This window comes from Hyphococcus sp. D3-15, from assembly GCF_055809375.1.
Map to the genome: position 1 here is coordinate 1,360,275 of NZ_CM147910.1, position 25,838 is coordinate 1,386,112.

22 protein-coding genes, 2 tRNA genes and 1 pseudogene are annotated in these 25,838 nt (G+C 59.0%); 12 read left to right on the top strand and 13 right to left on the bottom strand.

From position 1 onward, the window contains the following. The first annotated feature begins 218 nt into the window (after nt 1-218). The 4 genes from AC0L8G_RS06735 to AC0L8G_RS06750 all read left to right on the top strand — a co-directional run bounded on the left by AC0L8G_RS06735 (nt 219) and on the right by AC0L8G_RS06750 (nt 7,048). Nucleotides 219-2,849 (top strand): TonB-dependent receptor, encoded by a 2,631-nt coding sequence (locus AC0L8G_RS06735; protein ID WP_473387878.1) that lies wholly within the window; start codon nt 219-221, stop codon nt 2,847-2,849. 141 nt (nt 2,850-2,990) lie between these two features. After that, on the top strand, nt 2,991-4,934 hold the full coding sequence (locus AC0L8G_RS06740) for a tetratricopeptide repeat-containing sulfotransferase family protein (protein ID WP_473388819.1): 1,944 nt from the start codon (nt 2,991-2,993) through the stop codon (nt 4,932-4,934). 17 nt (nt 4,935-4,951) lie between these two features. Beyond that, on the top strand, nt 4,952-6,529 hold the full coding sequence (locus AC0L8G_RS06745) for a BCCT family transporter (protein ID WP_473388820.1): 1,578 nt from the start codon (nt 4,952-4,954) through the stop codon (nt 6,527-6,529). A gap of 36 nt (nt 6,530-6,565) precedes the next feature. Beyond that, nucleotides 6,566-7,048, top strand: a complete 483-nt coding sequence (locus tag AC0L8G_RS06750; RefSeq protein ID WP_473387879.1) for a MarR family winged helix-turn-helix transcriptional regulator — start codon at nt 6,566-6,568, stop codon at nt 7,046-7,048. A 113-nt stretch (nt 7,049-7,161) separates the two neighbouring features. On the opposite strand, the gene AC0L8G_RS06755 is transcribed toward AC0L8G_RS06750, so the two are convergent. The 9 genes and pseudogenes from AC0L8G_RS06755 to queF form a co-directional block, all read right to left on the bottom strand. Then, nucleotides 7,162-7,237 (bottom strand) — tRNA-Lys (locus AC0L8G_RS06755). Between the two features lie 156 nt (nt 7,238-7,393). Beyond that, nucleotides 7,394-8,521, bottom strand: coding sequence for a tRNA guanosine(34) transglycosylase Tgt (gene tgt / locus AC0L8G_RS06760; protein ID WP_473387881.1), 1,128 nt, complete (start codon nt 8,519-8,521; stop codon nt 7,394-7,396). Next, entirely contained in the window at nt 8,518-8,859 is a 342-nt protein-coding gene (locus tag AC0L8G_RS06765) for a tRNA-binding protein (RefSeq protein WP_473387882.1), read from the bottom strand. Before AC0L8G_RS06765 ends, tgt begins: the two co-directional genes overlap by 4 nt. Then, nucleotides 8,856-9,916, bottom strand: a pseudogene (gene queA, locus AC0L8G_RS06770) (tRNA preQ1(34) S-adenosylmethionine ribosyltransferase-isomerase QueA). The gene AC0L8G_RS06765 and the pseudogene queA overlap by 4 nt, the downstream one beginning before the upstream one ends. Nucleotides 9,917-9,934: 18 nt before the next feature. After that, complete coding sequence (locus tag AC0L8G_RS06775) at nt 9,935-10,927, bottom strand: LLM class flavin-dependent oxidoreductase (protein WP_473387884.1); 993 nt, start codon at nt 10,925-10,927, stop codon at nt 9,935-9,937. A 63-nt stretch (nt 10,928-10,990) separates the two neighbouring features. Beyond that, on the bottom strand, nt 10,991-11,839 hold the full coding sequence (gene cysE, locus AC0L8G_RS06780; protein ID WP_473387886.1) for a serine O-acetyltransferase: 849 nt from the start codon (nt 11,837-11,839) through the stop codon (nt 10,991-10,993). Between the two features lie 27 nt (nt 11,840-11,866). After that, complete coding sequence (locus tag AC0L8G_RS06785; RefSeq protein WP_473387888.1) at nt 11,867-12,475, bottom strand: NUDIX domain-containing protein; 609 nt, start codon at nt 12,473-12,475, stop codon at nt 11,867-11,869. Then, nucleotides 12,472-13,380: a peptidylprolyl isomerase gene (locus AC0L8G_RS06790; RefSeq protein ID WP_473387889.1), complete on the bottom strand. Its 909-nt coding sequence runs from the start codon at nt 13,378-13,380 to the stop codon at nt 12,472-12,474. The genes AC0L8G_RS06785 and AC0L8G_RS06790 overlap by 4 nt, the downstream gene beginning before the upstream one ends. A gap of 10 nt (nt 13,381-13,390) precedes the next feature. Then, on the bottom strand, nt 13,391-13,888 hold the full coding sequence (gene queF, locus AC0L8G_RS06795) for a preQ(1) synthase (protein WP_473388822.1): 498 nt from the start codon (nt 13,886-13,888) through the stop codon (nt 13,391-13,393). A 280-nt stretch (nt 13,889-14,168) separates the two neighbouring features. Between queF and AC0L8G_RS06800 the strand changes: the two genes are divergently transcribed. Continuing rightward, nucleotides 14,169-14,244, top strand: a tRNA-Phe gene (locus tag AC0L8G_RS06800). 248 nt (nt 14,245-14,492) lie between these two features. Here AC0L8G_RS06800 and AC0L8G_RS06805 read toward each other — a convergent pair. The 4 genes from AC0L8G_RS06805 to AC0L8G_RS06820 are packed head-to-tail and all read right to left on the bottom strand — an operon-like array spanning nt 14,493 to nt 17,178. Next, nucleotides 14,493-14,714: a biotin/lipoyl-containing protein gene (locus AC0L8G_RS06805; RefSeq protein WP_473387891.1), complete on the bottom strand. Its 222-nt coding sequence runs from the start codon at nt 14,712-14,714 to the stop codon at nt 14,493-14,495. Between the two features lie 15 nt (nt 14,715-14,729). Further along, a complete protein-coding gene (locus AC0L8G_RS06810; protein WP_473387892.1) occupies nt 14,730-15,746 on the bottom strand; it encodes an alpha-ketoacid dehydrogenase subunit beta in 1,017 nt (338 codons plus the stop codon). A gap of 7 nt (nt 15,747-15,753) precedes the next feature. Next, nucleotides 15,754-16,740 (bottom strand): thiamine pyrophosphate-dependent dehydrogenase E1 component subunit alpha, encoded by a 987-nt coding sequence (locus AC0L8G_RS06815; protein WP_473387894.1) that lies wholly within the window; start codon nt 16,738-16,740, stop codon nt 15,754-15,756. 45 nt (nt 16,741-16,785) lie between these two features. Beyond that, nucleotides 16,786-17,178, bottom strand: a complete 393-nt coding sequence (locus tag AC0L8G_RS06820; protein WP_473387896.1) for a RidA family protein — start codon at nt 17,176-17,178, stop codon at nt 16,786-16,788. A gap of 192 nt (nt 17,179-17,370) precedes the next feature. Here AC0L8G_RS06820 and AC0L8G_RS06825 point away from each other — a divergent pair, with 192 nt between their 5' ends. From AC0L8G_RS06825 to AC0L8G_RS06855, 7 genes are all read left to right on the top strand, one after another. Beyond that, entirely contained in the window at nt 17,371-17,943 is a 573-nt protein-coding gene (locus tag AC0L8G_RS06825; RefSeq protein WP_473387897.1) for a TetR/AcrR family transcriptional regulator, read from the top strand. Between the two features lie 152 nt (nt 17,944-18,095). Then, nucleotides 18,096-20,417, top strand: coding sequence for a TonB-dependent receptor (locus AC0L8G_RS06830; protein WP_473387899.1), 2,322 nt, complete (start codon nt 18,096-18,098; stop codon nt 20,415-20,417). Further along, on the top strand, nt 20,405-20,878 hold the full coding sequence (locus AC0L8G_RS06835) for an SRPBCC family protein (protein ID WP_473387901.1): 474 nt from the start codon (nt 20,405-20,407) through the stop codon (nt 20,876-20,878). The genes AC0L8G_RS06830 and AC0L8G_RS06835 overlap by 13 nt, the downstream gene beginning before the upstream one ends. Before the next feature lie 23 nt (nt 20,879-20,901). Then, nucleotides 20,902-21,948, top strand: a complete 1,047-nt coding sequence (locus tag AC0L8G_RS06840) for an aromatic ring-hydroxylating oxygenase subunit alpha (protein WP_473387903.1) — start codon at nt 20,902-20,904, stop codon at nt 21,946-21,948. Between the two features lie 11 nt (nt 21,949-21,959). Then, the gene (locus AC0L8G_RS06845; RefSeq protein WP_473387905.1) at nt 21,960-22,400 is read left to right on the top strand and encodes an SRPBCC family protein; all 441 of its coding nucleotides are present in this window, start codon (nt 21,960-21,962) and stop codon (nt 22,398-22,400) included. 276 nt (nt 22,401-22,676) lie between these two features. Then, a complete protein-coding gene (locus AC0L8G_RS06850; RefSeq protein ID WP_473387906.1) occupies nt 22,677-23,270 on the top strand; it encodes an ECF-type sigma factor in 594 nt (197 codons plus the stop codon). Continuing rightward, the gene (locus AC0L8G_RS06855; RefSeq protein WP_473387907.1) at nt 23,260-25,659 is read left to right on the top strand and encodes a serine/threonine-protein kinase; all 2,400 of its coding nucleotides are present in this window, start codon (nt 23,260-23,262) and stop codon (nt 25,657-25,659) included. The genes AC0L8G_RS06850 and AC0L8G_RS06855 overlap by 11 nt, the downstream gene beginning before the upstream one ends. Nucleotides 25,660-25,838 lie beyond the last annotated feature (179 nt).

Genomic DNA, 25,838 nt, shown 5'->3' on the forward strand with positions numbered 1-25,838 from the left:
TGGTGCGGAAAATAACACATATATAACAGCGCTTTAGCGATATATGCGATCTGTCTGGCGGAATATGTTTCGTTTCTCGAAATAATCTCTATAACGACCCGCATCACCATCACATTGCCGGTGTGAGTCGCGTTGAGGCGCTTTTCGAGCGTCTTCGCGTCCCGGCGTTCAAAAGCCCGCCAAAGCAAGGCGGGGCAACCAATTCGAGGGATAATTTAGTGAAAAAGTACCTGACCGGCGCTTCTATCATCGCCGTTTCCGCCGTCCTTTCCACCGCCGCCTATGCGCAGGTGGACCAGATCGTTGTGACGGCCACCAAGCGGGCCGAGAACGCGCAAGACATTCCTGTCGCTGTTCAGGCGCTTGGTTCGGAAAATCTCGATGAGCTGCGCGTCGATAATTTCTCCGACTATCTGGTGCAATTGCCAGGCGTCACCGCCGGCGGCAGCGGGCCGGGACAAAACACGATTTACATTCGCGGTCTCGCCTCAACGACGCCGAACCTGACCACCGCGGGGGTGGCGGGCCTGGCGCCGAATGTCGCGCTCTATCTTGATGAGCAGCCGCTGGCGCAGCCGGGCCGCAATCTCGATGTGTATGCAGTCGACCTTGAGCGCGTTGAGGTTCTTCCCGGGCCGCAAGGCACGTTGTTCGGCGCAAGCTCTCAGGCCGGCACGATCCGCCTGATCACCAACAAGCCGCGCCTCGGCGAACTTCAGGCATCCGCCATGGCGGGCCTTTCGACGACGAAAGGCGGCGAGATCAGCAACCAGTTCCAGGGCATGCTCAATCTTCCGGTTGCGGACAATGTCGCTTTGCGCATCGTCGGCTATGTCGATGACGCCGGCGGGTATATCGATAATGTCGCCGGCACGCGCAACGCATCGGATTCAGCTCGCTTCCGCCCAGAGGGGACAGTTCGCGCCAATGGCGTTCCGGTTTCCGCACAACGCGCAGGCTTCCAGTCCACGGCCGATCTTTCCGGCGTGACCTTCCTCGACGCCGACAACGCCAATCTGGTTGAGGAAGACTTCAACGACACGAAATACACCGGCTTCCGTGCTTCGATGCTGTATGAAGTGAATGATGACTGGCGCATCACGGTTGCGCATGCGCGCCAGAACCTCGATTCCGACGGCGTGTTCTTCACCGACCCCGAGCTTGGCGATTACGAGATTCAGCGTTTTGAAGAAGACCGCCTCGAAGACGACTTCCACAATACAAGCTGGACCGTTGAAGGCCGCCTTGGCGCGCTGGAAGCGCTTTACACCGGCGCCTTTACCGATCGCGACACCAATCAGCGCGTCGACTATTCCGACTATCTCTATGTGGGCCAGTATCTGCCTTATTACATCTGCGACGGCGGCGTCTCCTATCCGGGCGGCGCGCCGGCGGGCACATGTCAGGCGCCGAACCTGTTTGTTGATTCTGTCACGCAGACGCAGGTCTTCACCCATGAGCTGCGCTTCAACACGCCGGCGGACAAACGCCTGCGCGCGACGGTCGGCGGTTTCTACAGCGATCTGACTCTGGAAGAGCGCAACGACTTCACCTATCCGGGCTCGGTCCTCGCCGATGTCTTCGGTCAGCCGGTCGCCGGTCATCCGAATAACGGCTTTGCGCCGAACTTCCCCTTCACGACCGGCTTCACCTCAGATGACGGCCCGTTCCCGGCGGATGTGATTTTCAGAAACGACATTCGCCGCACCGACAAACAGCTCGGCTTCTTCGGCGAAGCGAGCTTCGAGCTTGTGCCGGATACGCTGACGCTCACTTTCGGCACGCGCTATTACGATATTGAAGTTGATTTCGAAGGCAGCGCGAACTCGTCCTTCTGCAACTCCTTTCAGGCGGATGCGAATGCGTTCGGCACGGATATCAGCGACATCTATAATGGCGATGGCGAAGTCACCTTCCGCGGGACCTGCGACACCAGCCGTCACCTGACCTACACCCAAGGCCAGTCTGTCGCCGACATCATGGCGGCGGACCCGCTTTTGTCGGAAGCGCAAGCGACGCAGATCTTCAACGCCCTGGGCGCGCCGGATACGGCGTCGACAAACGGCTTCATCTTCAAAGGCAATGTCAGCTGGACGCCAACGGATGATCTGTTGTTCTACGCAACATATTCCCAGGGCTTCCGTCCGGGTCTGCTCAATCGTCCCGGCGGCGCCACCAATGGCAGCGGCTACACTGTTCCCTTCGCGATCGATACCGACGAAGTCACCAATTATGAAATTGGCTGGAAGACGCAGTTGTTTGATAACCAGCTTCAAATCAACGGCAATGCTTTCTACGTTGAAATCGAGCGCCTGCAGACAACGATTTTCGACCCCAGCATCACCAACCTCTTCTTCTCGGATAATGCTGCGAATGCGGAAATTCGCGGCGTCGAGGGCGATGTGATCTTCGCCCCGGCCGCCGTGGAAGGGTTGACGCTGACCGGCGCCTATTCCGTACTCGACACGGAAATCACCGAAGTGCTGACGCCGACCGATGACGTGATCGTCGGCGGCGAGCTTGCTTATGCGCCGACATTCCAGGGCAATATCCGCGCCCGCTATGAATGGAACCTGTCCTCGGACCTCAGCGCGCATCTGCAGTCGCAACTTGTTTATTCGGGATCGTCCTTCAGCGACATCATCGAAATCAACAAGGCGAAAGTGAACGCCTGGCGCACGGTGAGCGCGTCTGTCGGCGTCGCCGGCGAACAATGGTCGCTTGAGCTTTTTGGTGAAAATCTCGGCAACACCCATGGCGAGCTGGCGAACAACTTCGTTTACGACCGCCATCGCACGACAGTCCTGCGTCCGCGCACGATCGGCGTTCGGTTCGGCTACACTTACTAAGGGCGGCGCTGGTGAGAGCCGGCGAGTAACCACTTCCAAAGAGCGCCCCTCAAAAAAGGGGCGCTTTTTCACCTAGAGGCGGCGCATTTGTCGACAGCAGAGGAAAACACGGAAGCCGTATTTCGAGACGCGCAGCGGTTGATGACCGCCCGGCGGTTTGAAGAGGCGCGTGCGCTGTTGGCGCCGGTGCTCCACGCGGCGCCGGACTCCATTGACGCGCTCTATATGGGCGCGGTGTGCGAGCGTTATTTGAAACATCCCGAACGCGCCGCAGGGCTGCTGCAAAAGCTGAAATCGGTTTCGCCGGATTTTGGCCGGGCGTTTCAGGAGGAGGGGCATCTCGCCCGTTCACTTGGCAAGACGGAGGCGGCGCTGTCGGCCTTTGCGCAGGCGGTGCGGGCCAATCCGGCGCTTGAAGCAAGCTGGCGCGCGCAAGATGAGATTTTGCGCGGGCTCGGGCGTCCTGAAGAAGCGGCGCAGGCGAAAGCCCAGGCGGAAAGGCTTGCAAACCTTCCGCGGGAACTCCTCGCGGTTACGAATTTCATTCATGAGGGAAAGCTCATCAAGGCGGAAAATCTTTGCCGCCGCTTTCTTCAGGCGCATCCGCGCCATGTGGAGGGGATGCGCCTGCTCGCCGATGTGGGCGCGCGTCTCGGCGTTCTCGATGATGCGGAGTTTCTGCTTGAAAGCGCCATCGCCTTCGAGCCGGACAATATCCAGCTTCGCCTCGACTTCATTCAGCTGCTGCGCAAGCGGCAGAAATTCGAGGCGGCGCTTGATCAGGCGAAAACGCTCTATGACCGCGATCCGGGCAATCCTTTATTCCAGTCGCATTACGCAATTGAGACTCTGCAAACCGGCGATTTCGAACAGGCGCTTGCCTTGTTCGACAAGGTGCTGGAGACGATCCCGAACGATCCGGCGACCCTGACCTCGCGCGGTCACGCCTTGAAAACATGCGGGCGCAGTGACGAAGCGATCCAATCTTACCGCGCGGCGTTCGCTGCAAAACCGGAACAGGGCGACGCCTATTACGCGCTCGCCAATCTCAAAACCTATAAATTCAGCGACAGCGAGATAGAAGCGATGCGCGCACAGGAAGCGCGCGGCGACATCGCCTATCAGGACCGCTTTCATCTCAGCTTCGCGCTTGGCAAGGCCTATGAAGATCGCGGCGATGTGGAAACGGCCTTCGCCTATTATGCGCGCGGCAATGAGCTGAAGCGCCTCAAAAGCGCATACAGCGCCGACGATATGGACAAGGAGTTTCGCGCGCAGATGGAAGTCTGCACGCCGGAGCTTTTCAAGTCCCGCGCGGAGCAAGGCCATCATGCGCCGGACCCGATTTTCATTGTCGGTCTGCCGCGGGCGGGCTCGACCTTGCTGGAGCAGATCCTCGCCTCGCACAGCCAGATTGACGGCACATTGGAGCTGCCGAATATTTTGTCGCTGTCGCAGAGCCTGCGAGGGCGCCGGCGGGCGAGCGGCGAGTCTGATTATCCGAAAATTCTGCAGAGCTTATCGGCGGAAAAACTCGCGCAGATGGGCGAGACGTATATCGAAGATACGCGCATCCACCGTCAGGGCGCGCCGTTCTTTATCGACAAGATGCCCAACAATTTCCGCCATGTGGGGCTCATTCATCTGATCCTGCCGGGCGCAAAGATTATCGATGCGCGCCGCGAACCCATGGCCTGCTGCTTCAGCGGCTTCAAGCAATTATTCGCGGAAGGCCAGGAGTTCACCTACGGGCTGGACGATATCGGGCGTTATTATCGCGGCTATGTGGAACTGATGCGCCATTGGGATGCGACGCTGCCCGGCAAGGTGCTGCGTGTGCAGCATGAAGACGTGATCGACGATCTTGAAGGCCAGGTGCGCCGGATGCTCGATTTTTGCGGTCTGCCATTCGAGCCGGCCTGTCTCGATTTTCACAAGACCGAGCGTTCCGTGCGCACGGCGAGTTCTGAACAGGTGCGCAAGCCCATCAACAAATCCGGCGTCGATCAATGGCGGCGGTTTGAACCCTTTCTTGATCCATTGAAACAGGCGCTCGGATCTGCGCTGACGGAGTATCGCGCGTGACAAATGAGAATGAAGACATGCTGCCGGAAGAACTGGCGCCGGAAGAGTCCGTTTATGAAACGGATTACACGACCGGGCAGGACAATATCGAGTTTTTGGGCCTTGATATTCACAACCCGGTCTTCTTCACCAGCGCTGCGTTGATCTTGAGTTTCGCCGGATCGGTATTGCTCTTTCCTGAAAGCGCTGGCGGCATGCTGGTTCATGCACGCGACTGGACGCTTCAGCATTTCGACTGGTTCTTTGTACTCGCGAGCAATGTCGTTTTTCTTTTCTGTGTCTTTCTCGGTCTTTCGCCCATGGGAAAAATCCGGTTGGGCGGGCCGGATGCGCGGCCCGATTTCGGCACGCTCTCCTGGTTGTCCATGTTGTTTTCGGCCGGGGTCGGCATCGGCATGGTGTTTTACGGCGCGGCGGAACCGACGGCCTATTATACGGACTGGTTCGGCACGCCGCTCGATGTGGCGGCGCGCACGCCGGAAGCCGAACGCCTCGCCTTCAGCGCCACGATTTTTCACTGGGGCGTGACCCCATGGGCGATCTATGCGGTGATGGGCCTGTCGCTGGCGTTCTTCACCTTCAACAAGGGTTTGCCGCTGACCATTCGCTCAATCTTCTATCCGCTTTTGGGGGAACGGGTCTGGGGCTGGCCGGGGCATGTCATCGACCTGCTTGCGGTGATCGCCACCATATTCGGCCTGGCCACCTCCCTCGGGCTTGGCGCCAAACAAGCAGCGAGCGGACTGCATTTTCTCTTCGGTATTGATGGCGGGCTCGGCACGCAGATCATCGTGATCGCGGGCATAACATCCATGGCGATTTTTTCGGTTGTGCGCGGGCTTGATCAGGGCGTCCGGATTTTGAGCAACATCAATGTGGTGTTGGCGCTTGCGCTGCTCGCTTTTGTCATCATCGCCGGGCCGACCCTCGCCATCTTGAAGAGCTACGGCGTCAATACGCTGTCTTATGTCACCGACAGCTTACGCCTCAGCAACTGGATCGGCCGCGAGGATACGGAATGGTTCCATGGCTGGACGATCTTTTACTGGGCATGGTGGATTTCCTGGTCGCCTTTTGTGGGCATGTTCATTGCGCGGGTTTCGCGCGGGCGGACCATTCGCGAATTCCTGCTCGCCGTGATGGTTGTGCCGGTGATTGTCGCTGTGGTGTGGTTCAGTTCCTTCGGCGTCACCGCGATCGATCAGGTGAAGCAAGGCGTCGGCGCCTTGCCTGCGGGCGTTTCCGATGTCTCGCTTGTCCTGTTCCAGATGCTGGAGAACATGCCGCTGGCGGAGTTCGCGTCGTTCTTCGCAATAACGCTGCTGATGGTGTTCTTTGTGACATCGTCTGACTCCGGCTCCCTGGTCATCGACAGCATCACCGCCGGCGGCAAACTCCATGCGCCGATCCCGCAACGTATTTTCTGGGCGACAATGGAAGGGCTGATCGCCATTGTGCTGCTTGTGGGCGGCGGCGCGGCGGCATTGTCTTCGATGCAGGCGGGCGCGATTACGGCGGGGCTGCCCTTTACGGTCGTATTGCTGGCGTGTTGCGTCAGCCTGTACCTCGGCTTAAGGGAGGAAACGGCTGGTTAGGGAAGGGGCCGGTTTTGCTGAAGGGGATGCAATCTCATGACGAGCCGGAATGATCACGCCCTGATCGCATTGCGCCAGATTTTGCGCGCAACGGAGATCAGCTCCCGCGCGCTTGCGAAACAATGCGGGCTGACGCCGTCGCAACTCATCTTGATGGAGATGATCGCGAAATCCGGCGGCGCCGCGCCCAGCATGCTGGCGAAAGACATTTCGCTGAGCCAGGCCACGGTGACGGCGCTGATCGACAAGCTGGAAGCGCGTGGACTGCTCAAGCGCACGCCCGATGAAAGCGACAAGCGCCGCATCATTGTCACGTTGACCGATGCCGGCGTCGCCATGCTCGACCGCGCGCCGAGCATTTTGCAGCAGCGCTTTGAGCGTGGCTTTGCAAAGCTTGAAGAGTGGGAGCAGTCTTTTCTGGTCGCCGCGCTTGAGCGTACGGCGGCGCTGCTCGATGCGGAAGGGCTGGACGCGGCGCCGATGCTGGATGTGGGCGCGATTTGCGAACCCGCTGAATAAGCGATAGCCCGCTGGCCGCTGTGACTTTCAAAGACGGGCAACCGCCGCGAGGCGCGCTGTCGCGCGCGCCGCCGGGGCGGGGCTCCTAATGTCATGAATTACATAAGGAAAAGTGGTGAGCCCTGATGGGTTCGAACCATCGACCTACTGATTAAAAGTCAGTTGCTCTACCGGCTGAGCTAAGGGCCCACAACGGCGACGGGCAGCGCGAGACAAGAATGCGATACCCGGCAAAGAAAAGCCGCCCACGAGCTTCGTGAAGCGGCAACCGCCTTGGAAGGCGCGGAACATAGGGGCGGCCTATCCCGCGGTCAACCGATTCGAGGCGGGAAAATCGCGCCAATTTCACACAAGGTTTTCGCCGGTCTCGGCGCGGAAATCCGCCACGAAATCGGCGAAGCGCCCGGCCGCGATGGCGGCGCGCATGCCGGCCATAAGATCCTGATAATATTGCAGATTGTGCCAGGTCAGCAGCATCGGCCCGAGATATTCCCCGGCCCGGAAGAGATGGTGGAGATAGGCTTTTGAATAGTCGCGGCTGGCCGGGCAGGCGCTGTCCGGGTCGAGCGGCGCCAGGTCATCCGCATATTGGGCGTTCTTGATGTTGATCGCGCCCGCCTTGGTCCAGGCCTGGCCATGACGGCCGGAGCGCGTCGGCGCGACGCAGTCGAACATGTCGACCCCGCGGGCGACCGCGCCGACAATATCCGCCGGCTTGCCGACGCCCATCAGATAGCGCGGCTTATGGGCGTCCATATGGGGCGTGGTGAACTCAAGCACGCGGAACATTTCCTCGCGGCCTTCACCGACCGCCAGCCCGCCGATGGAATAGCCGGGGAAGCCGATTTCCAGCAGCTTGTCGAGGCTCTCGCGGCGGAGATCTTCGTAATTGGCGCCCTGGACGATGCCGAACAGCGCTTGTCCCGGTTGCGATTTTTCTTCAAAGGCGCGCTTGGAGCGTTCGGCCCAGCGCGCGGAAAGGAGCATCGACTCGCGCGCCTTGTCATGCTCGATCGGGATCGCCGGACATTCATCGAGTTGCATCTGAATGTCAGAACCCAGGAGACATTGAATCTCGATGGAGCGTTCCGGCGTCAGCATATGCTTCGAACCGTCAATATGCGACTGAAAGGATACGCCTTCTTCCGTCAGCTTGCGGAGCTTTGACAGGGACATCACCTGAAACCCGCCGCTATCGGTGAGGATCGGGCGCGGCCAGTTCATGAATTTATGCAGGCCGCCAAGCGATGCGACGCGTTCCGCCGTGGGCCGCAACATAAGATGATAAGTATTGCCGAGAACGATATCGGCGCCGGTGGCGCGCACATGATCGATCAGCATCGCCTTGACGGTGCCGGCGGTGCCCACGGGCATGAAAGCGGGCGTGCGGATTTCCCCGCGCGCCGTGTCGATCTGGCCGGTGCGCGCGCCGCCATCGGTGGCGTGGAGGGAAAAGGAGAAATCAGCGCTCAAAACAATCTCCCGCCCTTGGGCACGTTCTGCGACGGTCCGAGCAAAACCACTTCGCCATTTTCGTCAGGCAGGCCGAGCACCAGAACTTCCGACATGAAGTCTGCGATCTGGCGCGGCGGGAAATTCACAACCGCGATCACCTGACGGCCCACAAGGTCTTCTTCCTTGTAATGCACAGTGATCTGCGCGGAGGATTTTTTGACGCCGATCTCCGGTCCGAAATCGACCCATAATTTCCACGCTGGTTTGCGCGCTTTCGGAAAAGGCTCGACCTTTTCAATCACGCCGGTGCGGATGTCGACTTTCAGGAAATCGTCGAAGGAAATTTGATCGGTCATGATTTGCACTCCAGCAAACAGGCGTCGCCATAGGAATAAAATCGGTATTGCTGTTCAATCGCATGGGCGTAGGCGGCTTTCATCGCCTCGGTTCCGGCGAAGGCGCAAACCAGCATGAACAGCGTAGATCGCGGCAGGTGAAAATTCGTCATCAGCATGTCTACCGCCTTAAACCGGTAGCCGGGCGTTATAAAGATGTCGGTCTCGCTCGCGAAGGGATTGAGTGTTCCGTCTTCCGCCGCCGCGCTTTCCAGCAGGCGCAGGGAGGTCGTGCCGACCGCGATGATCCGCCCGCCTGCCGCGCGCGCGTCATTGATTTCGCGCGCCTGAGCTTCGGTGATTTCGCCCCATTCGCTGTGCATTTTGTGATCGGCGGTGTCGTCTACGCTCACCGGCAAAAACGTGCCCGCGCCCACATGCAAAGTGATGGTGGTTTGCTTGACGCCTTTGTCTTTCAAGGCGGCGACAAGGTCCGGCGTAAAATGCAGTCCCGCCGTCGGCGCGGCGACGGAGCCTTCCTCTTCTGCGAACATGGTCTGATAGTTCGCCTTGTCGTCATCGCCGGCCGGGCGTTTGCGTGCAATATAGGGGGAAGCGGCATGACGCCCGCTTTGTCGAGCGCTGCGAAGAAATTTTCGCCGGCCGCGTCGAAGGCAAGCGTCGCCTCCGCGCCGTCGCGATCGCGCACTGTCGCGGTGAGCGCATCGCCGAAACGCACCAAATCGCCTTCGCGCACGCGCTTTGCCGGTCGCACGAAAGCGCGCCAGACATCGCCGCCGAGATCCTTGTGCAAGGTCGCCTCGATGGACACCGGTTCGCCGCCGCCCTGATTTTTGTCGCGGGCGTCGCGCTGGCCGAAAAGCTGCGCCGGGATGACTTTCGTATCATTGGCGACCAGCAGATCGCCGGGGCGCAAGAGGGACGGGAGATCGCGCACGACCCGGTCGGCGAGGCCAGCCCCGCGCACGCAGAGGAGCCGCGCGGAATCGCGCGGGTTCGCGGGCGCCAGCGCTATTCGCTCGGGCGGAAGCTCAAAATCGAAATCATCTACGCGCATGAGGCGAGGTCATGCCGCCTAAAGCCGGGAAACGCAATCCGCAGCGATCTCGAAGGAGCGTTTGCGCGCCTCATGGTCGAAAATCTGGCCCGCGAAAATCATCTCATCGGGCTGGTGGCGCTCAATAAACGCTTTCAACTCGTGGGAAATCTTGTCCGGCCCGCCAATGAAAGTGCAGGAAAGAACCTGGCGCAGCATGGACTGGGCCATCGGGTCGAGCGTGTCGAGATAGCCCGCGACGGGCGGCTGCAAGAGCGTGCCGGCGCGGCCCGTGCGCAGATTGACGAAGGCCTGTTGCAGCGAGGTGGCGAGCAGTTCAGCATCTTCATCCGTATTGGCGGCGACCACATTGGCGGCGAGCATCAGATGCGGTTTCGGCCATCGCTCCGATGGTTGATATCGGTCGCGATAAATGCGGATCGCATTTTCCAGTTCTGCTGGCGCGAAATGCGAAGCGAAGGCATAGGGCAGGCCGAAATGCGCCGCGAGCTGCGCGCCATAAAGGCTGGAGCCGAGAATCCAGATCGGCACATTGGTTCCTGCGCCCGGCACGGCTTGCAGTTTTCCTTCTTCCGGCGGGGCGAAAAAATATTGCAGCTCAGCCAGATCATGCGGGAACTGATCTTCGCCGCCATCGCGCATGGGCCGGCGCAGCGCGCGGATCGACGCCATGTCGCCGCCCGGCGCGCGTCCGATCCCGAGATCGATCCGCTCCGGATAGAGCGATGCGAGCGTGCCGAATTGTTCGGCGATGATCAGCGGCGCATGGTTGGGCAGCATGATGCCGCCGGCGCCGACGCGAATGGTTTTCGTGCCGTCCGCCACATAGCCGATGACCACTGACGTTGCGGCGCTGGCGACGCTGGCGATGTTGTGATGTTCGGCGAGCCAGAAGCGTTTGTAACCGGCGGCTTCCGCGCATTGCGCCAGGTCGCGCGAATTGCGCAAGGCGAGGCCGGCGTCGCCGCCTTCGATGATCGGACAAAGATCGAGAACTGAAATCGGGATCATGATGAAACCATAGGCTTGCGCGCCCTATATCGCAAAGCAGGCGTGCAAAGGCGGTTTGTGAATCTAGATCGAATAGGTGTCGTAGTTGAAGTCCTGATCCATCGTTTCCGACGGTGAGGATTCCTTGCAGGCGCCGACCGGTTTCGCGGGCACCCCGGCGACGGTGCAATGGGGCGCAACCGCCTTCAGCACGACGCTGCCCGCCGCAATCTTCGCGCCTTCGCCGATTTCGATATTGCCGAGCACTTTCGCGCCGACGCTGATCAAGGCGCCGCGGCGGATTTTCGGATGACGATCGCCGGTCTCTTTGCCGGTGCCGCCGAGCGTTACATTTTGCAGGATCGACACATCGTCATCGATCACCGCGGTCTCGCCGATCACAATGCCGGTTGCGTGGTCGATGAACACGCCCTTGCCGAATTTCACCGCCGGATGAATATCGACGGCGAACAGTTCCGACATGCGGCTTTGCAGATACGCCGCCAGCGCTTGCCGGTCATGACGCCACAGCCAGTTGGCGACGCGCTGCGCCTGCAAGGACAAATAGCCTTTGAAATAGAGGAATGGCTGCATGTACTCGTGGCAGGCGGGATCGCGATCAAATACGGCGCGCAAGTCATGCAGCGCTGATTCAACAATCTTCGGCTCGCTCTCATAGGCCTCGGCGCAAACTTCTCGCCACAACATGGCGTTCATTTCCGCATCGGAAAGCTTTTGCGCCAGCCGGTAGGAAAGCGCGACATCGAAAGAGGAATGATTGAGGATGGTGGCGTGCAGAAAGCTTGCAAGCACGGGCTCGGCGGCGGCCGCCGACGCCGCCTCGACGCGCATGCGCGCCCAGGTCTGATCCTTGGTCAACGGAACAACATTGGTTGCTTCCGCAGATGGTTTGCTTGCCGATGTCTGGCTCATGGCGTGTTCCTCTCCGCCGCGAGTTTCCTATTTTCCGGAAAGCCCCGCAAGTATGAGGGCGCAAATAGGCGCCGGAAGTTCGCCGCGCAAGGCCTTTGCCCATGCGGTCAGCACCATCACAATTGTGAGACTGTCTGATATCTCGCCCGACATAACCATTTCTAAAAGGTCTTTAAAGAAAACCTCTTTTAGCGTTAACGCTTCCGATGGCTCGGGCGCCGCATCGCCTTCGCGCAACCCCCAGGCGAGAAAGCAAACGGCGCGTTCATCGGTCACTGAATTTGAAATATCGAAGGCGGTCAGCTCCGCCCATTCTTCAGCGCGCAGGCCTGTTTCTTCCGCCAGTTCGCGTTTGGCGCTGTCGAGCGGCGCAACATCCAGCTTGCCGCCGCCCTCGGGCAGCTCCCAGCTATATTTGTCATGGGGAAAGCGGTGCTGGCCCACCAGCATCACTTTGCCTTTGTCACTGATCGGCAGAATCCCGATTGCGAGATTTTTAAAACGCACGACGCCATATTCGCCGGGCGACCCGTCCGGGTGCGTGACCTTGTGGTCAGCGATGTTGATCCACGGATTGTCAAAGATCTCGCGCACGCTGGAGACCCGCCAGGGCCCGACTTTTTTGTCTTTGGTCATTCGGCGGAAGAGCGAACAGGGATCGTCAGCGCACAGACATCTGCGTGGTCGGGACGGAAATAAAAGAAATCTTCCGGCCGGTTGCGCCGTGCTTCCACATAGGCCGCAAAAGTCGCGGTGTCGGTGCGCATGATTTCCAGCGCGGGACGTTCAAGCTCGGGCAGGTCAGCGGCGACGCGCATGGAAATGATTGTTTCGCCAAGATCGTCTTCCGGCGTTTCCGGCGGTTGCACCCGGCGCAAGGCCTGCAGATGCTCCATGCCCTCCACGACATTGCCGAAGACGGTGAGGTTGCGGTCGAGATAACGTTGCGGCTGCAGCGTGATGTAAAATTCCGTGCCGCCGGTGTTTTTCTCAACATTGCGGGCCATCGCCATGGCGCCGGTGCAATGCAGGCCCCAGATCGTCGCGCTGCCCGCATCGGCGCCGACGGGCTGTCCGTCGAGAAAGCCAACCTGTGCGGCGTAACCATCCGCATCCTTGATCGGTGCAAAGCCCATATGAGCGGTCAGCGGCTGGTCAAACATCGCGTCCAGGGTTTTCTGTGCTGTCTTGATGTCACGGGTTTCAAACGCATCGCCGCCCTGTGCGACAAAGCCGTCAATCACCCGGTAGAAGGAAAGCCCGTCATAAAATCCTTCGCGGGCCAGCGCCTTGATCTGCGTCGTATGATTTTGCGCCAGCTTTTCAGATAGCGCGACGATCACGCTTCCGCGCTCCAGCTCGATCACCAGCAGGTTTTCCGGATCAAGCGCGCGCCAGTCTTCGGGCGCGGCTTCGGCGATGATCTCAGCGGGTCCGCGTTTTGGCGCATCCGCATCCGCGGCGCTTGCAGGGTCTGCGGATTCGGTTTGTGTGCAGGCGGCGGCGAACGCAAATCCCAACAAAGACAAATAACGGCGCATAAAAATTCCTTCAGCCGCGGCCGCGATAGGGCGCGACGCCTGTGTCCGGCAGCCACACGCCCTTTGGCGGTTCGCCGGTCTGGTAGAAGACATCAATCGGAATGCCGCCACGCGGATACCAATAGCCGGCGATGCGCAGCCATTTCGGTTTTGTCGCCGCGATGATGCGCTTGGCGACATAGACGGTGCAGTCCTCGTGAAAGGCGCCGTGATTGCGGAACGACGTCAGGAACAGCTTGAGCGATTTCGATTCAACGATCAGTTTCGACGGCACATAATCGATGACGAGATGGGCGAAATCCGGCTGGCCGGTCACCGGACAAAGCGAGGTGAATTCCGGCGCGGTGAAGCGCGCCACATAGTTCTCACCGGTTTGCGGGTTGGGCGCGGTTTCCAGCGTCGCCTCTTCAGGAGAGGCGGCGGGGGCGGACGCCGCGCCAAGCTGGGTGAGGGTGGGGGCGGCGCTTTTGGTCTTTACCTTGGTCTTCGCGGCCCTTCCCCGGTCGATCGCGCCGAGCGCTTCCAGGGTGGCGGCTTTGCGGGGGCTGATTTCGCCGAACGGGTGCGGGATTTCTGTGTCATGGAACTACCCTTTTTTTCCATCCATAGCCGCGCCCGCCGCCTGCCGCAAAGCCATCGGCGCGCCGCGAGAGAATTGGCGGCGGAAAGGGGCTGATTTTCAGCGCTCCAGCCATGGACAAGCGCGCCCGTCCTGATTTATAAGCCGCGCTCCGCTGGACCGGCTGCGCCGCCCGGCGGGATCTGCGGGGCCTGAATCCGGCCCCCGCGCCCGGGTAGCTCAGTTGGTAGAGCAGCGGATTGAAAATCCGCGTGTCGGTGGTTCAAATCCGCCCCCGGGCACCATTTTCCATATCTCGCGGCAGTTCGTTTCACTCACGCCTCCGATAGGGCGGCCTGGCCGGCCGACGTCCGGTCGGACGCTTCGAGAAGTGTTCCAACTTTCTCCCTCATCGGGCGCAGAAAAACCTCGCCAGGCGTGGCCGCTGGCGTCAGCTTCAGATTTGTTTGAAAACAAGCCTGAACGCGCGGCGCGGCCCCTTTGGACGCACAGCTCGTCGCCCGGGCCGCGCATCGCTGTCCGGTCGGTCCGGCTACAGCACCCTGGCGATCACATCGCCGGAGCGCAGGACCGCGTCTTCCTTCGCCAGAATTGAAATCGTGCCCGATGCGGGGGCGTTCACTTCAAATTCTGTTTTCTCGAGCGCGATGGTGGCGATCATGTCGCCTTCGCGCACGCTGTCGCCGTCGCTCACAAACCATTTGCTGAGCGCGCCTTCGTCTTCATTCGTCCACATGTCGATGATGATATTCATGAGTTCCTGCCACACTTACAAAGTTGCGCGCACGCTGGCGATGATCTTGTCTTTATTGGGGAGCGCGAATTGCTCCATGGGCCGCGCGAAGGGAACCGGAATATCGGGATGTGCGACGCGCTGCGGCGCGGCTTTCAGCGCATCAAAAGCCTCATTGGCGGCGATGGCGATGATTTCGCCGGTGACGCCGAAGCTTTGATAGTCGTCATCGACCACGACCAGACGCCCGGTTTTGCGCACGGAGGAGAGGATGCATTCCTTGTCCAGCGGCACAAGCGATCGCAGGTCGATCACTTCCGCTGACACGCCTTGCGCGGCGAGATCTTCTGCGGCGGCGAGCGCCAGATGCACCGGCCAGCTCAGGCCGACAATGGTGACGTCGGTCCCTTCGCGCAGCACCGCCGCCTTGCCCAGCGGGACTTCATAAGGCTCGGTCGGCGTATGGGTGATGGAGCCCGGCGTGGTGCCGAGCCAGGCGAGACCGTGCAGCGCCTTGTGAAACAGATAGATGACCGGATTGTCGTCTTTCAGCGCCGCATGCATCAGCCCCTTCGCGTCATAGGCGTTGGAGGGCGCGACAACTTTCATGCCCGGCAAATGCGCGAAGGTGCCATAAAGCGTTTGCGAATGCTGACCGGCGTCGCCATAGCCGCCGCCAATGGCGCTCATCAGCACCATGGGAACCGGTTGCTGGCCGCCGGAAAAATAGGCGTTCTTGGCGGCGAGATTGTAGATCGCATCCATGCAAACGCCGAAGAAGTCGACAAACATCAACTCGACCACCGGGCGCATGCCGCAGGCGGCGGCGCCGACCGCCGCGCCGATAAAGCCTGTTTCGGAAATCGGCGTGTCGCGCACACGCTGGGCGCCGAACTGATCGTAAAGGCCCGCCGTGTTGCCAAAGGCCCCGCCGAGCTTGCCGATATCTTCGCCCATGACGAAGATGCGTTCATCTGCGCCCATCGCTTCGCCCAGCGCTTCGGCCATGGCTTTGGCGATCGTCAGTTTTCGGGTGTTTGTTGCTGTTGTCATTGTCGCCTCACACAAAAACCATGTTCATTGCTTCTTCCGGCGCCGGTTCGGGCGCGGCGCGCGCAAAGGCGAGCGCTTGCGCCACCCTTTCGCTGGCATCGTTTTCGGCGGCGTCGAAATCGTCAGCCGTCGCCAGGCCGTCCTTGATCATGCGCGCACGCATCATCGGCAGGGCGTCGCGTTTGGTGATCGATTCTTTTTCGCCTTCGGGCCGGTAGGTTTCCGGATCGCCGGTGAAATGCCCCGTCAGCCTGTCGGTTTCGATTTCGATCAGGCTCGGTCCGCCGCCCTTGCGCGCGCGGTCAATCGCTTGTCCGGCGATGGCGTAAATCGCCAGCGGGTCGTTATTGTGAATGTAAAAGCCCGGCATGTTGTAACCGGCGGCGCGGACATCATTGCGCGGCACGGCGGTTGAGCTCTTTTTGTCGACCGAAATGCCATAGCTGTTGTCTTCAATGATGCAGACGAAGGGAACTTTCCAGAGCCCGGCGAGGTTGAGCGCTTCATGAAAGGCGCCCTGATTGGCCGCGCCTTCACCGATAAAGGCGACGGCGACATGGGGGAGGCCGCGCATCTGAAAAGAAAGCGCGGCGCCCACGGCAGGAGCGATGCCTTCGCCGACAATGCCGCTCGACATGAAATTCACTGCGGTGTCGAACAGATGCATATGTCCGCCGCGCCCGCCGCTCAGACCGGTTGAACGCCCGAAAATCTCTGCGGTCATCCGGTCGAGATCGACGCCTTTGGCGATGGCGATGTGATGCGCGCGGTGGGTGGCGGAAACATAGTCGTCCTTTGTCAGATGCGCGCAGACACCGGCGGCGCAGGGTTCCTGACCACTGGACAAATGCATTTCCCCGGGGATCGGTCCGTTCGCCATGTTGAAGTTCGGCAGTTTGCCTTCGAAATAGGCCGCCTGAATTGCGTCCTCATACTGACGGCTGGTCACCATCATTTTGTACATCGCGAGTTGTTGTGATGCGTCGGGCTCCATTGGCTTCCTCCCTCAACGCGGTGCTGATTTTTGTGCGCGGCCTGGCTATTTCGAGATGCTGGCGATGAGCTCGATCTCGAGCAGCAAGTCAGGATGTGCGAGCCGCGTCACCTCGACCCAGGTTGCAGCGGGCAGCGCGCCGCTGGCGTAATATTTTGCGCGCGCTGCGAGCGCGCCAAGCGTCGCATCCATATTGGTGGTGAAGCCGGTTTCCTTCACGACATGGTCGAAGTCGAGATCGAACCGCTTCAGCGCCTTTGTCAGATTCTGGTAAATCTGGTCGATCTGCGCGGCCATATCGCCGGGATGCAGCGGCTGAAAATTTTCATCCCAGCTTACGGCGCCGGAAAGGAAGACAAGATCTCCAATGCGAACGCATTGGCAAAACCCCATCTGGCGTTCTGCGGCTTCGTGAACGTGACGTCTCTCTATCGGCATGACCCTCTCCCGAGAAAATAATAAAATATATTATCTCGGATTATAAAAATATAATCAACACAAGAATGTTGTAATATCCGTCGCATCACATCGCTCGGCAAACTCTGTTAATACGGGTTCAGATAATATGAGTGTGTAGAGGAAATGATGACCGGATTACGGGCGCGATCTAAACAGAGACGATGGGACCTGGTGCTGGACGCTGCGGAGACATTGTTTCGGCGGCAAGGCTATGACCGCACGACGATTGAAGAAATCGCCAGCGAGGCTGATGTGAGCATCGGCACCATGTATACCTATTTCGGGTCCAAAAGCGGCATCATGCGCGCGCTGATGGAGCCGGTCATAGACGACATGCTGGCCAAGGGCGAGGCGGTCATCGCCAATCCGCCAAAACGCGCAGTGGACGCAATAGCCGCGTTATATGAGGCCTACAGGTTCACCAATGAGTGGAAACACGTCAATATTCTGCGCGCTTTCGATCCTCGTTTCGGGGAGCTCGACGAGAATTTGCAGCAGGTGACAGAGGCCTTTGACACAAAGCTCAGCGCACAGATGGCGAAGATGCTGGTCAAGCTTCAGGAGCTGGGCCGGGTGCGAAAAAGCCTCGATGTCGAGGATGGCGCGTTCATTTTGTACAATCTCCTGCGCACTGCCTTTAACGCCCATGTGAAGCTTTCGAACACGCAAACCTATGAGGAAATCCTCGTCGATACGCACCGGCGCATGCGCATGATTTTCGAGTCATGGATCGAAACACCCTAGAGAAATGACGCCTGCCGGGCTTATAAATTCGTGAAATCAATGGGAAATATGTCGACGCGCCATTTAAAAATAGAATACGATTGCGAATATTATAAAAATAACATACGCTCCTTTTCGGCGTGTAGCGCGCTGGTTGTTTTCTGGAGGGGCAAATGACGAAACGACACATTTTTCGGTCGCTGTTGCGGGGCGAGACGTTTTCCAGCGGGGCGAGCGCGATCGCGCTGGCGGCGGTGATGTTCAGCGGCGGCGGAGCAGCGTCTGCGCAGGGCGCGCCGGTAGCGGGGATCGACAATATCGTCGTCACGGCGCGCAAGCGCGAAGAGAACCTGCAAGACACGCCGATCGCGATTACTGCGTTTACCGCGGGCGATCTCGCGAAACGCAATGTGGTCACGCTGGACGGCATTGGCGACTACACGCCGAACCTCGTTTTCGACAAAGGCAATGGCGGCACCGGCGGCAGCACCAGCACGCAGATATATATTCGCGGCATCGGCCAGGCCGACTTCCTTTTCACCACCGAACCGGGCGTCGGCGTCTATGTGGACGGCGTCTATATTCCGCGATCCATCGGTTCGATCATGGATTTGGTGAACTTCGAAAGAATTGAAGTGCTGAAGGGCCCGCAAGGCACGCTCTTCGGCAAGAACAGCGTCGGCGGCGCCATCAACATCGTTTCGAAAAAACCCGGCAATGAATTAGAGGGCGGGGTTGAAGCGATCTATGGCAGCTTCGATCGCATCGATGTGCGCGCGCATCTGAATGTGCCGCTTGTCGAGGATACGCTGGCCGCCTCGATTGCGGTTTCTTCGCAAGATCGCGATGGCTATGTGGAGCGCCAATTGGCGGGCGACACGCTGGGCGGCGTCGACTCCAAAGGCGTGCGCGGTCAGGTCCTTTGGACGCCCGGAAGCGATTTCGACCTTTTGCTAACCGGTGATTACACCCGCCATCGCGATGACGCCATCGCCAACACGCTGATCGATGTGGATCAAACCGGCAGCCTGATCGGCCTGTGGAACGGCTTTGTCGCTCCCGGCCTGGGGGTTTTCTATGATGACAGCTACATCACGGATGATCCGTTTGTAACCAACAGCACTGGGCCGAATTTTTCCGATCTCGATTTGTGGGGCGTGTCAGGCGTCGCGACCTGGCGCAGCGGAGACTTCACCTTCAAATCCGTGACGTCCTATCGCAATCAAGACGCGTATTTCGGACATGATTCAGATCATTCGCCGCTGACGTTTTTTGAACAGACGGTGAAGGATGATCAGGAACAATTCTCACAGGAGTTCCAGATCAATGGCAGCCATTGGGACGACCGCCTCGATTGGGTGCTTGGGGCGCTGTATTTTCATGAAGAAGGCCTGAGCGCTTACCGCATCATCTTCACGCCGGGGCTGTTCGGGGCGCTGGAGATGCTGCCGACCGGCATCATTCCCGGGCTTGGCGGCATGGGCAATCCGATCCATCCGGGGCTTGATTTCAACGGCGCAGTTTCCGCCGGCATCGACAATGACAGCTACGCGGCGTTCATGCATACGAGCTTCGACATCACCGACAAGCTGAGCATTTCCGGCGGCATCCGATACACCGATGACACCAAGGGCTATGACTCCGTGCTCGAGCGTTTTGAAGCGGGCGTCGTCACGCATGACATTTCCATCGAAGACAATTGGAGCGCATGGACGCCGAAATTCGGGATCGACTATCGCTGGAACGACAATGTGATGACTTATGTGTCCGCCGCGCGCGGGTTCAAGTCCGGCGGCTTTAACGGCCGGCCGACAAATTCATTCGTCGCCATGCAGCCTTTTGATCCGGAATATGTGTGGACATATGAAGCCGGCTTTAAGTCATCGACCGCTGACCGGCGGCTGGTGCTGAACGGCGCCATGTTCTTTTCCGACTACACAAACATGCAGCTCCTGGCGATTTCCATGGACGATTTCGGCGGCATTGTCGCGCTTGTCGAAAACGCCGGCGCCGCCGAGATCAAGGGTTTTGAGTTGGAGCTGAACGCTGTGCCGGTGCGCAATCTGCGTATCGATGCGGGGGTCGGGTTCATCGACGCCAAATATACGCAGCTTGACGACAATGTGACGGCGATCAATCTCGATAGCGAATTGGTCAAAACGCCGAAATGGACGCTGAATTTCGGCGGCGAATATACGCTCCCGCTTGGAGCTGACTTCGGCACCACGCTGCGTGCGGATTACTCCTACCGAACGAGAACCCAGCATGTGGCGGACAATAATCCCTTACTGACGCAGGATGCATATGGCTTGCTGAATCTGCGATTGTCCTTTGCGCCGAATGACGGCCCGTGGGAGATCGCGGTGTTCGGAACCAACATGACCGATGAGCTTTATATCACGAACGGGCTCAGTCAGTTTGACACGCTGGGCTCTACGGATGCGACCTTCGGGCGCCCGCGCGAATGGGGCGTGATGGCGAAATGGGCGTTCTAAACGAAGACCCGCTGGAACAGGTCTATTTGATCGCCGACATGAAAATACAGGCGCCGGCGCAAAATGTCTGGGCGATGGTCGGCGCCTTTGCAGATCCCGCGCTTGGGAAGGGATTTGTCTCCCATGTGACGGTCGAAGGCGAGGGGGTGGGTGCGGTGCGCACGCTGCACATGACGGACAACATTACCGGCGGCGTTGTTCTTGAGCGACAAACCGGACGCGATGATCGCGGCATGTACTACGCCTATGAACTGGTTGATCCTGGAGACATGCCGTTTACGGATTATTATGGCTCCGCTCATGTGGCGCCGGTCGACGAGAATAGCTGTCGGGTGATTTGGCTTAATCGGTATCGCACATCCCCGATGCTTGCGCAGGAAATGAAGGCGCAATCCAGATTGCTGCTGGAACTGATCGAGAAAAATCTCAAAGAGGCGCTTGAGGCGCCAGTGGCGGACTAACGATTTTCAGGAGGACGACGGCTATGGCCACGCAAACAATTTCAAAACTGACGCGCACCGATATTGATCTTCCAGACGGCAACCCGACAGAGCGTGTTGGCAAGCTGATGCCGGCGGAAGGCGAGGGCGGTCTGTTTACGCAGTCATGGTTTCCGGTTTGCCTGTCCTCGGATGTGCCGATAGGGAAAGTGCGCGGTGAAGCGTTTCTGGACGGCAAGGTTATTGTCTTTCGCGGCGATGATGGCGTCGCCCGCGTGATGAGCGCTTATTGTCCGCATCTCGGCGCCGATCTGTCGATCGGCGATGTCGTCGGCAATCATGTTCAATGCGCTTTCCACAAATGGGAATATGGCGGCGACGGCGCATGCGTGAAAACCGCGATTGGCGATCCGGCGCCGGAAAAAGCGCGCTTGTTCAAGTTTCCGACAAAGGAACAATATGGCGTGATCTGGGCCTTCAATGGTGAAGAGCCGGATTTTGATATTCCGAACTTTGAATATGACGACGACCGGCTCGCCATCCGGGTGTTTCGCTTTCCTGAATTGCTGAATTGCGATCCATGGGTGTTCGCTGCGAATACGCCGGACATGCAGCATTTCAAGGTCGTGCATAAAACCGAGTTCGCCACTGACGACCCGCATGATTCCGTAACCTGGGATGATCACGGGTTCCGCTACAAAGTCATTGCAGCGCACCAGCAAGGCGTTCCGATTGAATGGACAGTCGGCATTCGCGGCTCCAGCATCTTTTGGCAGGAAGGCCCTTATGGCGACTTCTGGATCGGCGGCATGGTCGGCTTCGGACTGCCGCGTCCAGGCAAGCATGAACTTTTCGCCGTGCTGGCGCTTGAAAAAGGCGATGGAAGTCCGGAGGCGGAAGCGTTGCTCGATGAGCGGTTCGCAACCGCGGAAATGTTGATGACCCGCACGATTGGCGAGGACATCGATATTTTGAACACTATCAAATACCGGCCCGGCACGTTGACTGCGGGCGACCGGACGCTGGGCAAGTTTTTGCAATATTTGCGGCGCTTCCCGCGGGCTCATCCGTCTGGCGCGTTCATTAAATAAAGGGACAAAATATGGTGGTCGCAATCATCGCCAAGAAAATCAACGCGCCCGCAGACAAGGTCTGGGCGTTGGCGAACTGGAAGGGCTGCGCGGATCTCATGCCCATTCCGGGGCAAATGGAAGGCGTTACTTTTGAAGGCGACGGCGTCGGGGCGCAGCGCATCTTTCATCTGGATCGCGAACGTCTTGGCGGCGGCTCCATCATCGAAGAACTCGTGGTGATGGATGAGAAGCGGCGTTACTACGAATACAGACTGGCCGACAACGGGCCGCTGCCATGGACGGATTATAGCGGCGTGATTGTCGTGACGCCTTGCGGTCCCGAGGCGTGTGCGATCAAGTTTTCGGTCGATATCACGCCGCTGGATATTTCTGACGAAGAGTGCCGCCATATCTGGGTCACCCATGCCCTGATGGATGTGGCGCGGCTGAAGGATAAATTGGGCGTTTGATTGTTGCCTCGCGCACCGGCATTGCCGGTTAGCGAATTCCACGAGTGTCAGGAAAGGCGGTGCATCGGGCGCCGCCTTTTTTCTGACCTGACGCTTCCCCTCTGAGCCTCAGAATCGACTGGGAGAGTTGCGGTAGACCCCTTGGCGAAGCTTTGCGCTTGCCGATAGTTGGGGCATCCGGCCAGAAATTTGGCGACAGACGGGCGCCAACCGGTTTATCTGATGCGCGGGGCTTGTTAGCGTTGGCTGTTGCAACGGGGGCCAGACAGCAAACTCATGCAGGAATCGCAGGGGAAGAAACCGGAAATTGTGACGGACGGAGCTGACGGTGCAGCGTTGTTGGACGCATGGCGCAGCGGCGATGAGTCCGCCCGCGACCGTCTGTTTGCGTTGCTCTATGATGAGTTGAAAACAATCGCCTCTTTATTGCTCAATCGCGAGCACGGACAGATATCCTTGGCGACAGGCGACCTCGTCAACGAAGCGATCGTTCGGCTCCTCCAGTCGACCGACTTGCAGGTCAGCGACAAGAATCACCTGCTTGCATTGTCGGCGCGCGTGATGCGCCATGTGCTTTTGGATGCTGCAAAGAGTCGAGGACGGCAGAAGCGCAAAGGCGTGAATGTCACAATGACCCAGTCCAATCTCAATCCTGATGGCGTGGATATGGACTTGCTCGCCCTTGAGCGCGCCCTGCTGAGATTAAGCGCCATAGACCCGGCGCGCGCGGATATTGTTGAGATGCGGTATTTTGCAGGCATGACCGTGCAGGAAATTGCAGAGGTGCAAGGCGTGGCGCCCGCTACCGTGAATCGCAGTTGGGCCGCGGCGCGGCTTTGGCTTCTGGATGCGCTGAAAAATGACATCTGAGGAGACAGAGCTCGAACGTCGCGCGCTCGCGCTGGTAGAGGATGCGCTCGAATGCGATCCGAAACAAAGGCGCGCCTTTGTGACGGAGCGCACCACCGGACAGCCAAAATTGCGTGAACGGGTGTTTTCAATCCTCGCCGCGCAGGGCGGTGCTTCCGCGCTGCTGACAGGCGGCGCGCAAGCATTTGCGCCGGAAGAAGAAATGCCAGAGCTGATTGGCGGCTATCGAATAGAACGCGAAATCGGTCGCGGCGGAATGGGCGCGGTCTATGTCGGGCGGCGCGTGACGGATGACTTCGAACATATCGCGGCGATAAAGGTCGTTCGCGCAGATGTCGCAACGCCTCGCCTCGTTGAACGGCTGAGGGCGGAGCGCCGTACGCTGGCGCGGCTCAAACACCCGAATATCGCTCAGATGTATGATGGCGGCGAGACAGAAAACAACGCGCCGTATTTTGTCATGGAGTTTGTCTCGGGCGCTCCGCTGGGCGCGTATCTTGCCGATCAGGACGTTTCCTTGAATGAGCGGCTCGATCTCTTTCAACAGGCTTGCGACGCGGTTTCATATGCGCATCGAAATCTCGTCATACATCGCGATTTGTCGCCTGCGAACATGCTCGTTTCCGATGGCGGGCATGTAAAGCTTATCGACTTTGGCATCTCGCACAGCCTCGATGATGACATCGCTGCGCAGGGCGCAATGCCGCAAATGACCATGACGAAAGGCTATGGGGCGCCGGAGCGAGAACAGGGCGTTCCCGCTTCCACCATGACCGATATCTATTCCCTGGGCGTCATCCTGGCGGAGATCACCAAGGGCATTGACGCGCCAAGGAGTAAGGACCTGGCGGCGATCGCAGCGAAAGCGCATGCCCGCGAACCGGAAAATCGCTATCTGACTGTCGATGCGTTGGCGGATGATTTGCGGGCGTATCGCCGGCGCGATTCTGTTGCTGCGGTAAATGGCGGATGGACATACCACCTCGCCCGTTTTGTCGGCCGGCGCAGATTAGCGCTTGGAGCGGGCGGCCTGGCGGTGTTCGCCGCTTTCGCGACCAGCATCGCCCTATCGGCGCTTTATGTGCGCGCGCAATCTGCGGAGGCCCATGCGACACAGCGCTTCAACGAAGTCCGCGAACTGGCGCATCTCGTCATGTTCGATCTGCATGATCAGGTCGCGGTGCTGGAAGGGTCTGCGCCCGCGCGCGCGGTGCTGGTTGAAACCTCACTCGATTATCTTGACGCGCTGAGCGCCACGCCAAACCCGTCAATCGATCTCAGAATTGAAATTGCACAAGGCTATAAGCGCTTGTCCGATGTCACGGGGAATCCGGGCGTCGCAAATCTCGGGCGCCGCGAAGAAGCTGATGCGCTGCTTGAAAAGGCGGCGGATCAGATTGTAGCGCTGTATGAAGAAAACCCTGAAAATACAGCGGTATTGCGAGCGACGGCGGAGATCCTGATCGCGCGAAGCGTACAGGAGGGGCTCTCCAATAACGATCCGCAAAAGGCTGTCGAAGCGATGAAGCTGGCGAAGGCGGCGGTTGCGACCTTGATCGAACAAAATCAGGCGAATTCCGATGATCTGTTGAACGGCGCGCGCGCCGATGTTGTCACCGGATATTTTTTGCGCGCGCGTGGCGAAAGCGAGGCCGGGTTAGCGCAAATAAAAACCGGACTGGAAAAAACAAATGCGCTGTCCGTGCAATTTCCAGACAGTGATCGGGCCCGGTTCGAGCTGGCGCGCGCCAATGTGACGTATGGCGAAGCAATGGCGTGGAATATTTATTACACGAATGGCGATTATGAAACGACCATGCCTTATTTCGACGCCGCCGTAGATCTGTCGCGGGATCTTGCGGGCTCGCCTGATGCAAATCTTGAAATGAAAACGCATGTCGCGATCAGCTTGCTGAAGCGCGCCAATACCACCTGTTATATGGAAATGCGCGCGGAACAGGGGCTGGCCGATTTACAGGAAGCGGCGGCGACACTCCGGGGCTTGATCGTCAAGAATCCGAAAAACGATCGCTTAAATGAATTGCTTACCTTTGTAATCCTCCAGAAAAGCGAGTGCTTGTTCAGTCTTGGCCGCGCGGCCGAGGCGATCAGCGCCGGGCGCGAAGCGGTCGCGCGCAGAAGGCAGCGCGTTGAGCAAAATCCCGAGAACCCCAATTTCCTGAAAGAGCTGGCCAACAGCCAAATTGTGTTGGCGCAGCTTTATCTTGAGACCGATGACTGGCCCAATGCTTGTGCGGTAAGCAGCGACACCCTCGTAACATGGGACAAATATGCCGAGCACCAGCCTGTACTTGGCGAGGTCGGCGTCAGCGAGCGGGACAGCGCCAAGGAAACTGTCGCTCAATGCGCCGAGCGAGGCGTCTTGTAACACGCCCTATGGTTGTGATGGTTTGCTTCGACGCGAGCGAAACCAACATTTCCGTCGTCAGCGGCACGGCTGCGAAAAAACTTTAAAAAAATATGAGTCATTTTCCGTCGATGCGTCGCTTTTGTAATTGAGGACGCTTCTGCAGCAGGGGGATCCTCTCACAAGAGTGGGAATTGCGG

Coding starts and splice junctions, on each gene's coding strand:
- AC0L8G_RS06745 (WP_473388820.1), top strand. CDS start 4,952: ATGCTGCCGGAAGAACTGGCGCCGGAAGAGTCCGTTTATGAAACGGAT.
- AC0L8G_RS06740 (WP_473388819.1), top strand. CDS start 2,991: ATGACCGCCCGGCGGTTTGAAGAGGCGCGTGCGCTGTTGGCGCCGGTG.
- cysE (WP_473387886.1), bottom strand. CDS start 11,839: ATGAGCCAGACATCGGCAAGCAAACCATCTGCGGAAGCAACCAATGTT.
- AC0L8G_RS06750 (WP_473387879.1), top strand. CDS start 6,566: ATGACGAGCCGGAATGATCACGCCCTGATCGCATTGCGCCAGATTTTG.
- AC0L8G_RS06820 (WP_473387896.1), bottom strand. CDS start 17,178: ATGCCGATAGAGAGACGTCACGTTCACGAAGCCGCAGAACGCCAGATG.
- AC0L8G_RS06775 (WP_473387884.1), bottom strand. CDS start 10,927: ATGATCCCGATTTCAGTTCTCGATCTTTGTCCGATCATCGAAGGCGGC.
- AC0L8G_RS06805 (WP_473387891.1), bottom strand. CDS start 14,714: ATGAATATCATCATCGACATGTGGACGAATGAAGACGAAGGCGCGCTC.
- AC0L8G_RS06840 (WP_473387903.1), top strand. CDS start 20,902: ATGGCCACGCAAACAATTTCAAAACTGACGCGCACCGATATTGATCTT.
- AC0L8G_RS06845 (WP_473387905.1), top strand. CDS start 21,960: ATGGTGGTCGCAATCATCGCCAAGAAAATCAACGCGCCCGCAGACAAG.
- AC0L8G_RS06765 (WP_473387882.1), bottom strand. CDS start 8,859: ATGACCGATCAAATTTCCTTCGACGATTTCCTGAAAGTCGACATCCGC.
- AC0L8G_RS06785 (WP_473387888.1), bottom strand. CDS start 12,475: ATGACCAAAGACAAAAAAGTCGGGCCCTGGCGGGTCTCCAGCGTGCGC.
- AC0L8G_RS06790 (WP_473387889.1), bottom strand. CDS start 13,380: ATGCGCCGTTATTTGTCTTTGTTGGGATTTGCGTTCGCCGCCGCCTGC.
- AC0L8G_RS06815 (WP_473387894.1), bottom strand. CDS start 16,740: ATGGAGCCCGACGCATCACAACAACTCGCGATGTACAAAATGATGGTG.
- AC0L8G_RS06855 (WP_473387907.1), top strand. CDS start 23,260: ATGACATCTGAGGAGACAGAGCTCGAACGTCGCGCGCTCGCGCTGGTA.
- AC0L8G_RS06810 (WP_473387892.1), bottom strand. CDS start 15,746: ATGACAACAGCAACAAACACCCGAAAACTGACGATCGCCAAAGCCATG.
- AC0L8G_RS06830 (WP_473387899.1), top strand. CDS start 18,096: ATGACGAAACGACACATTTTTCGGTCGCTGTTGCGGGGCGAGACGTTT.
- AC0L8G_RS06835 (WP_473387901.1), top strand. CDS start 20,405: ATGGGCGTTCTAAACGAAGACCCGCTGGAACAGGTCTATTTGATCGCC.
- AC0L8G_RS06850 (WP_473387906.1), top strand. CDS start 22,677: ATGCAGGAATCGCAGGGGAAGAAACCGGAAATTGTGACGGACGGAGCT.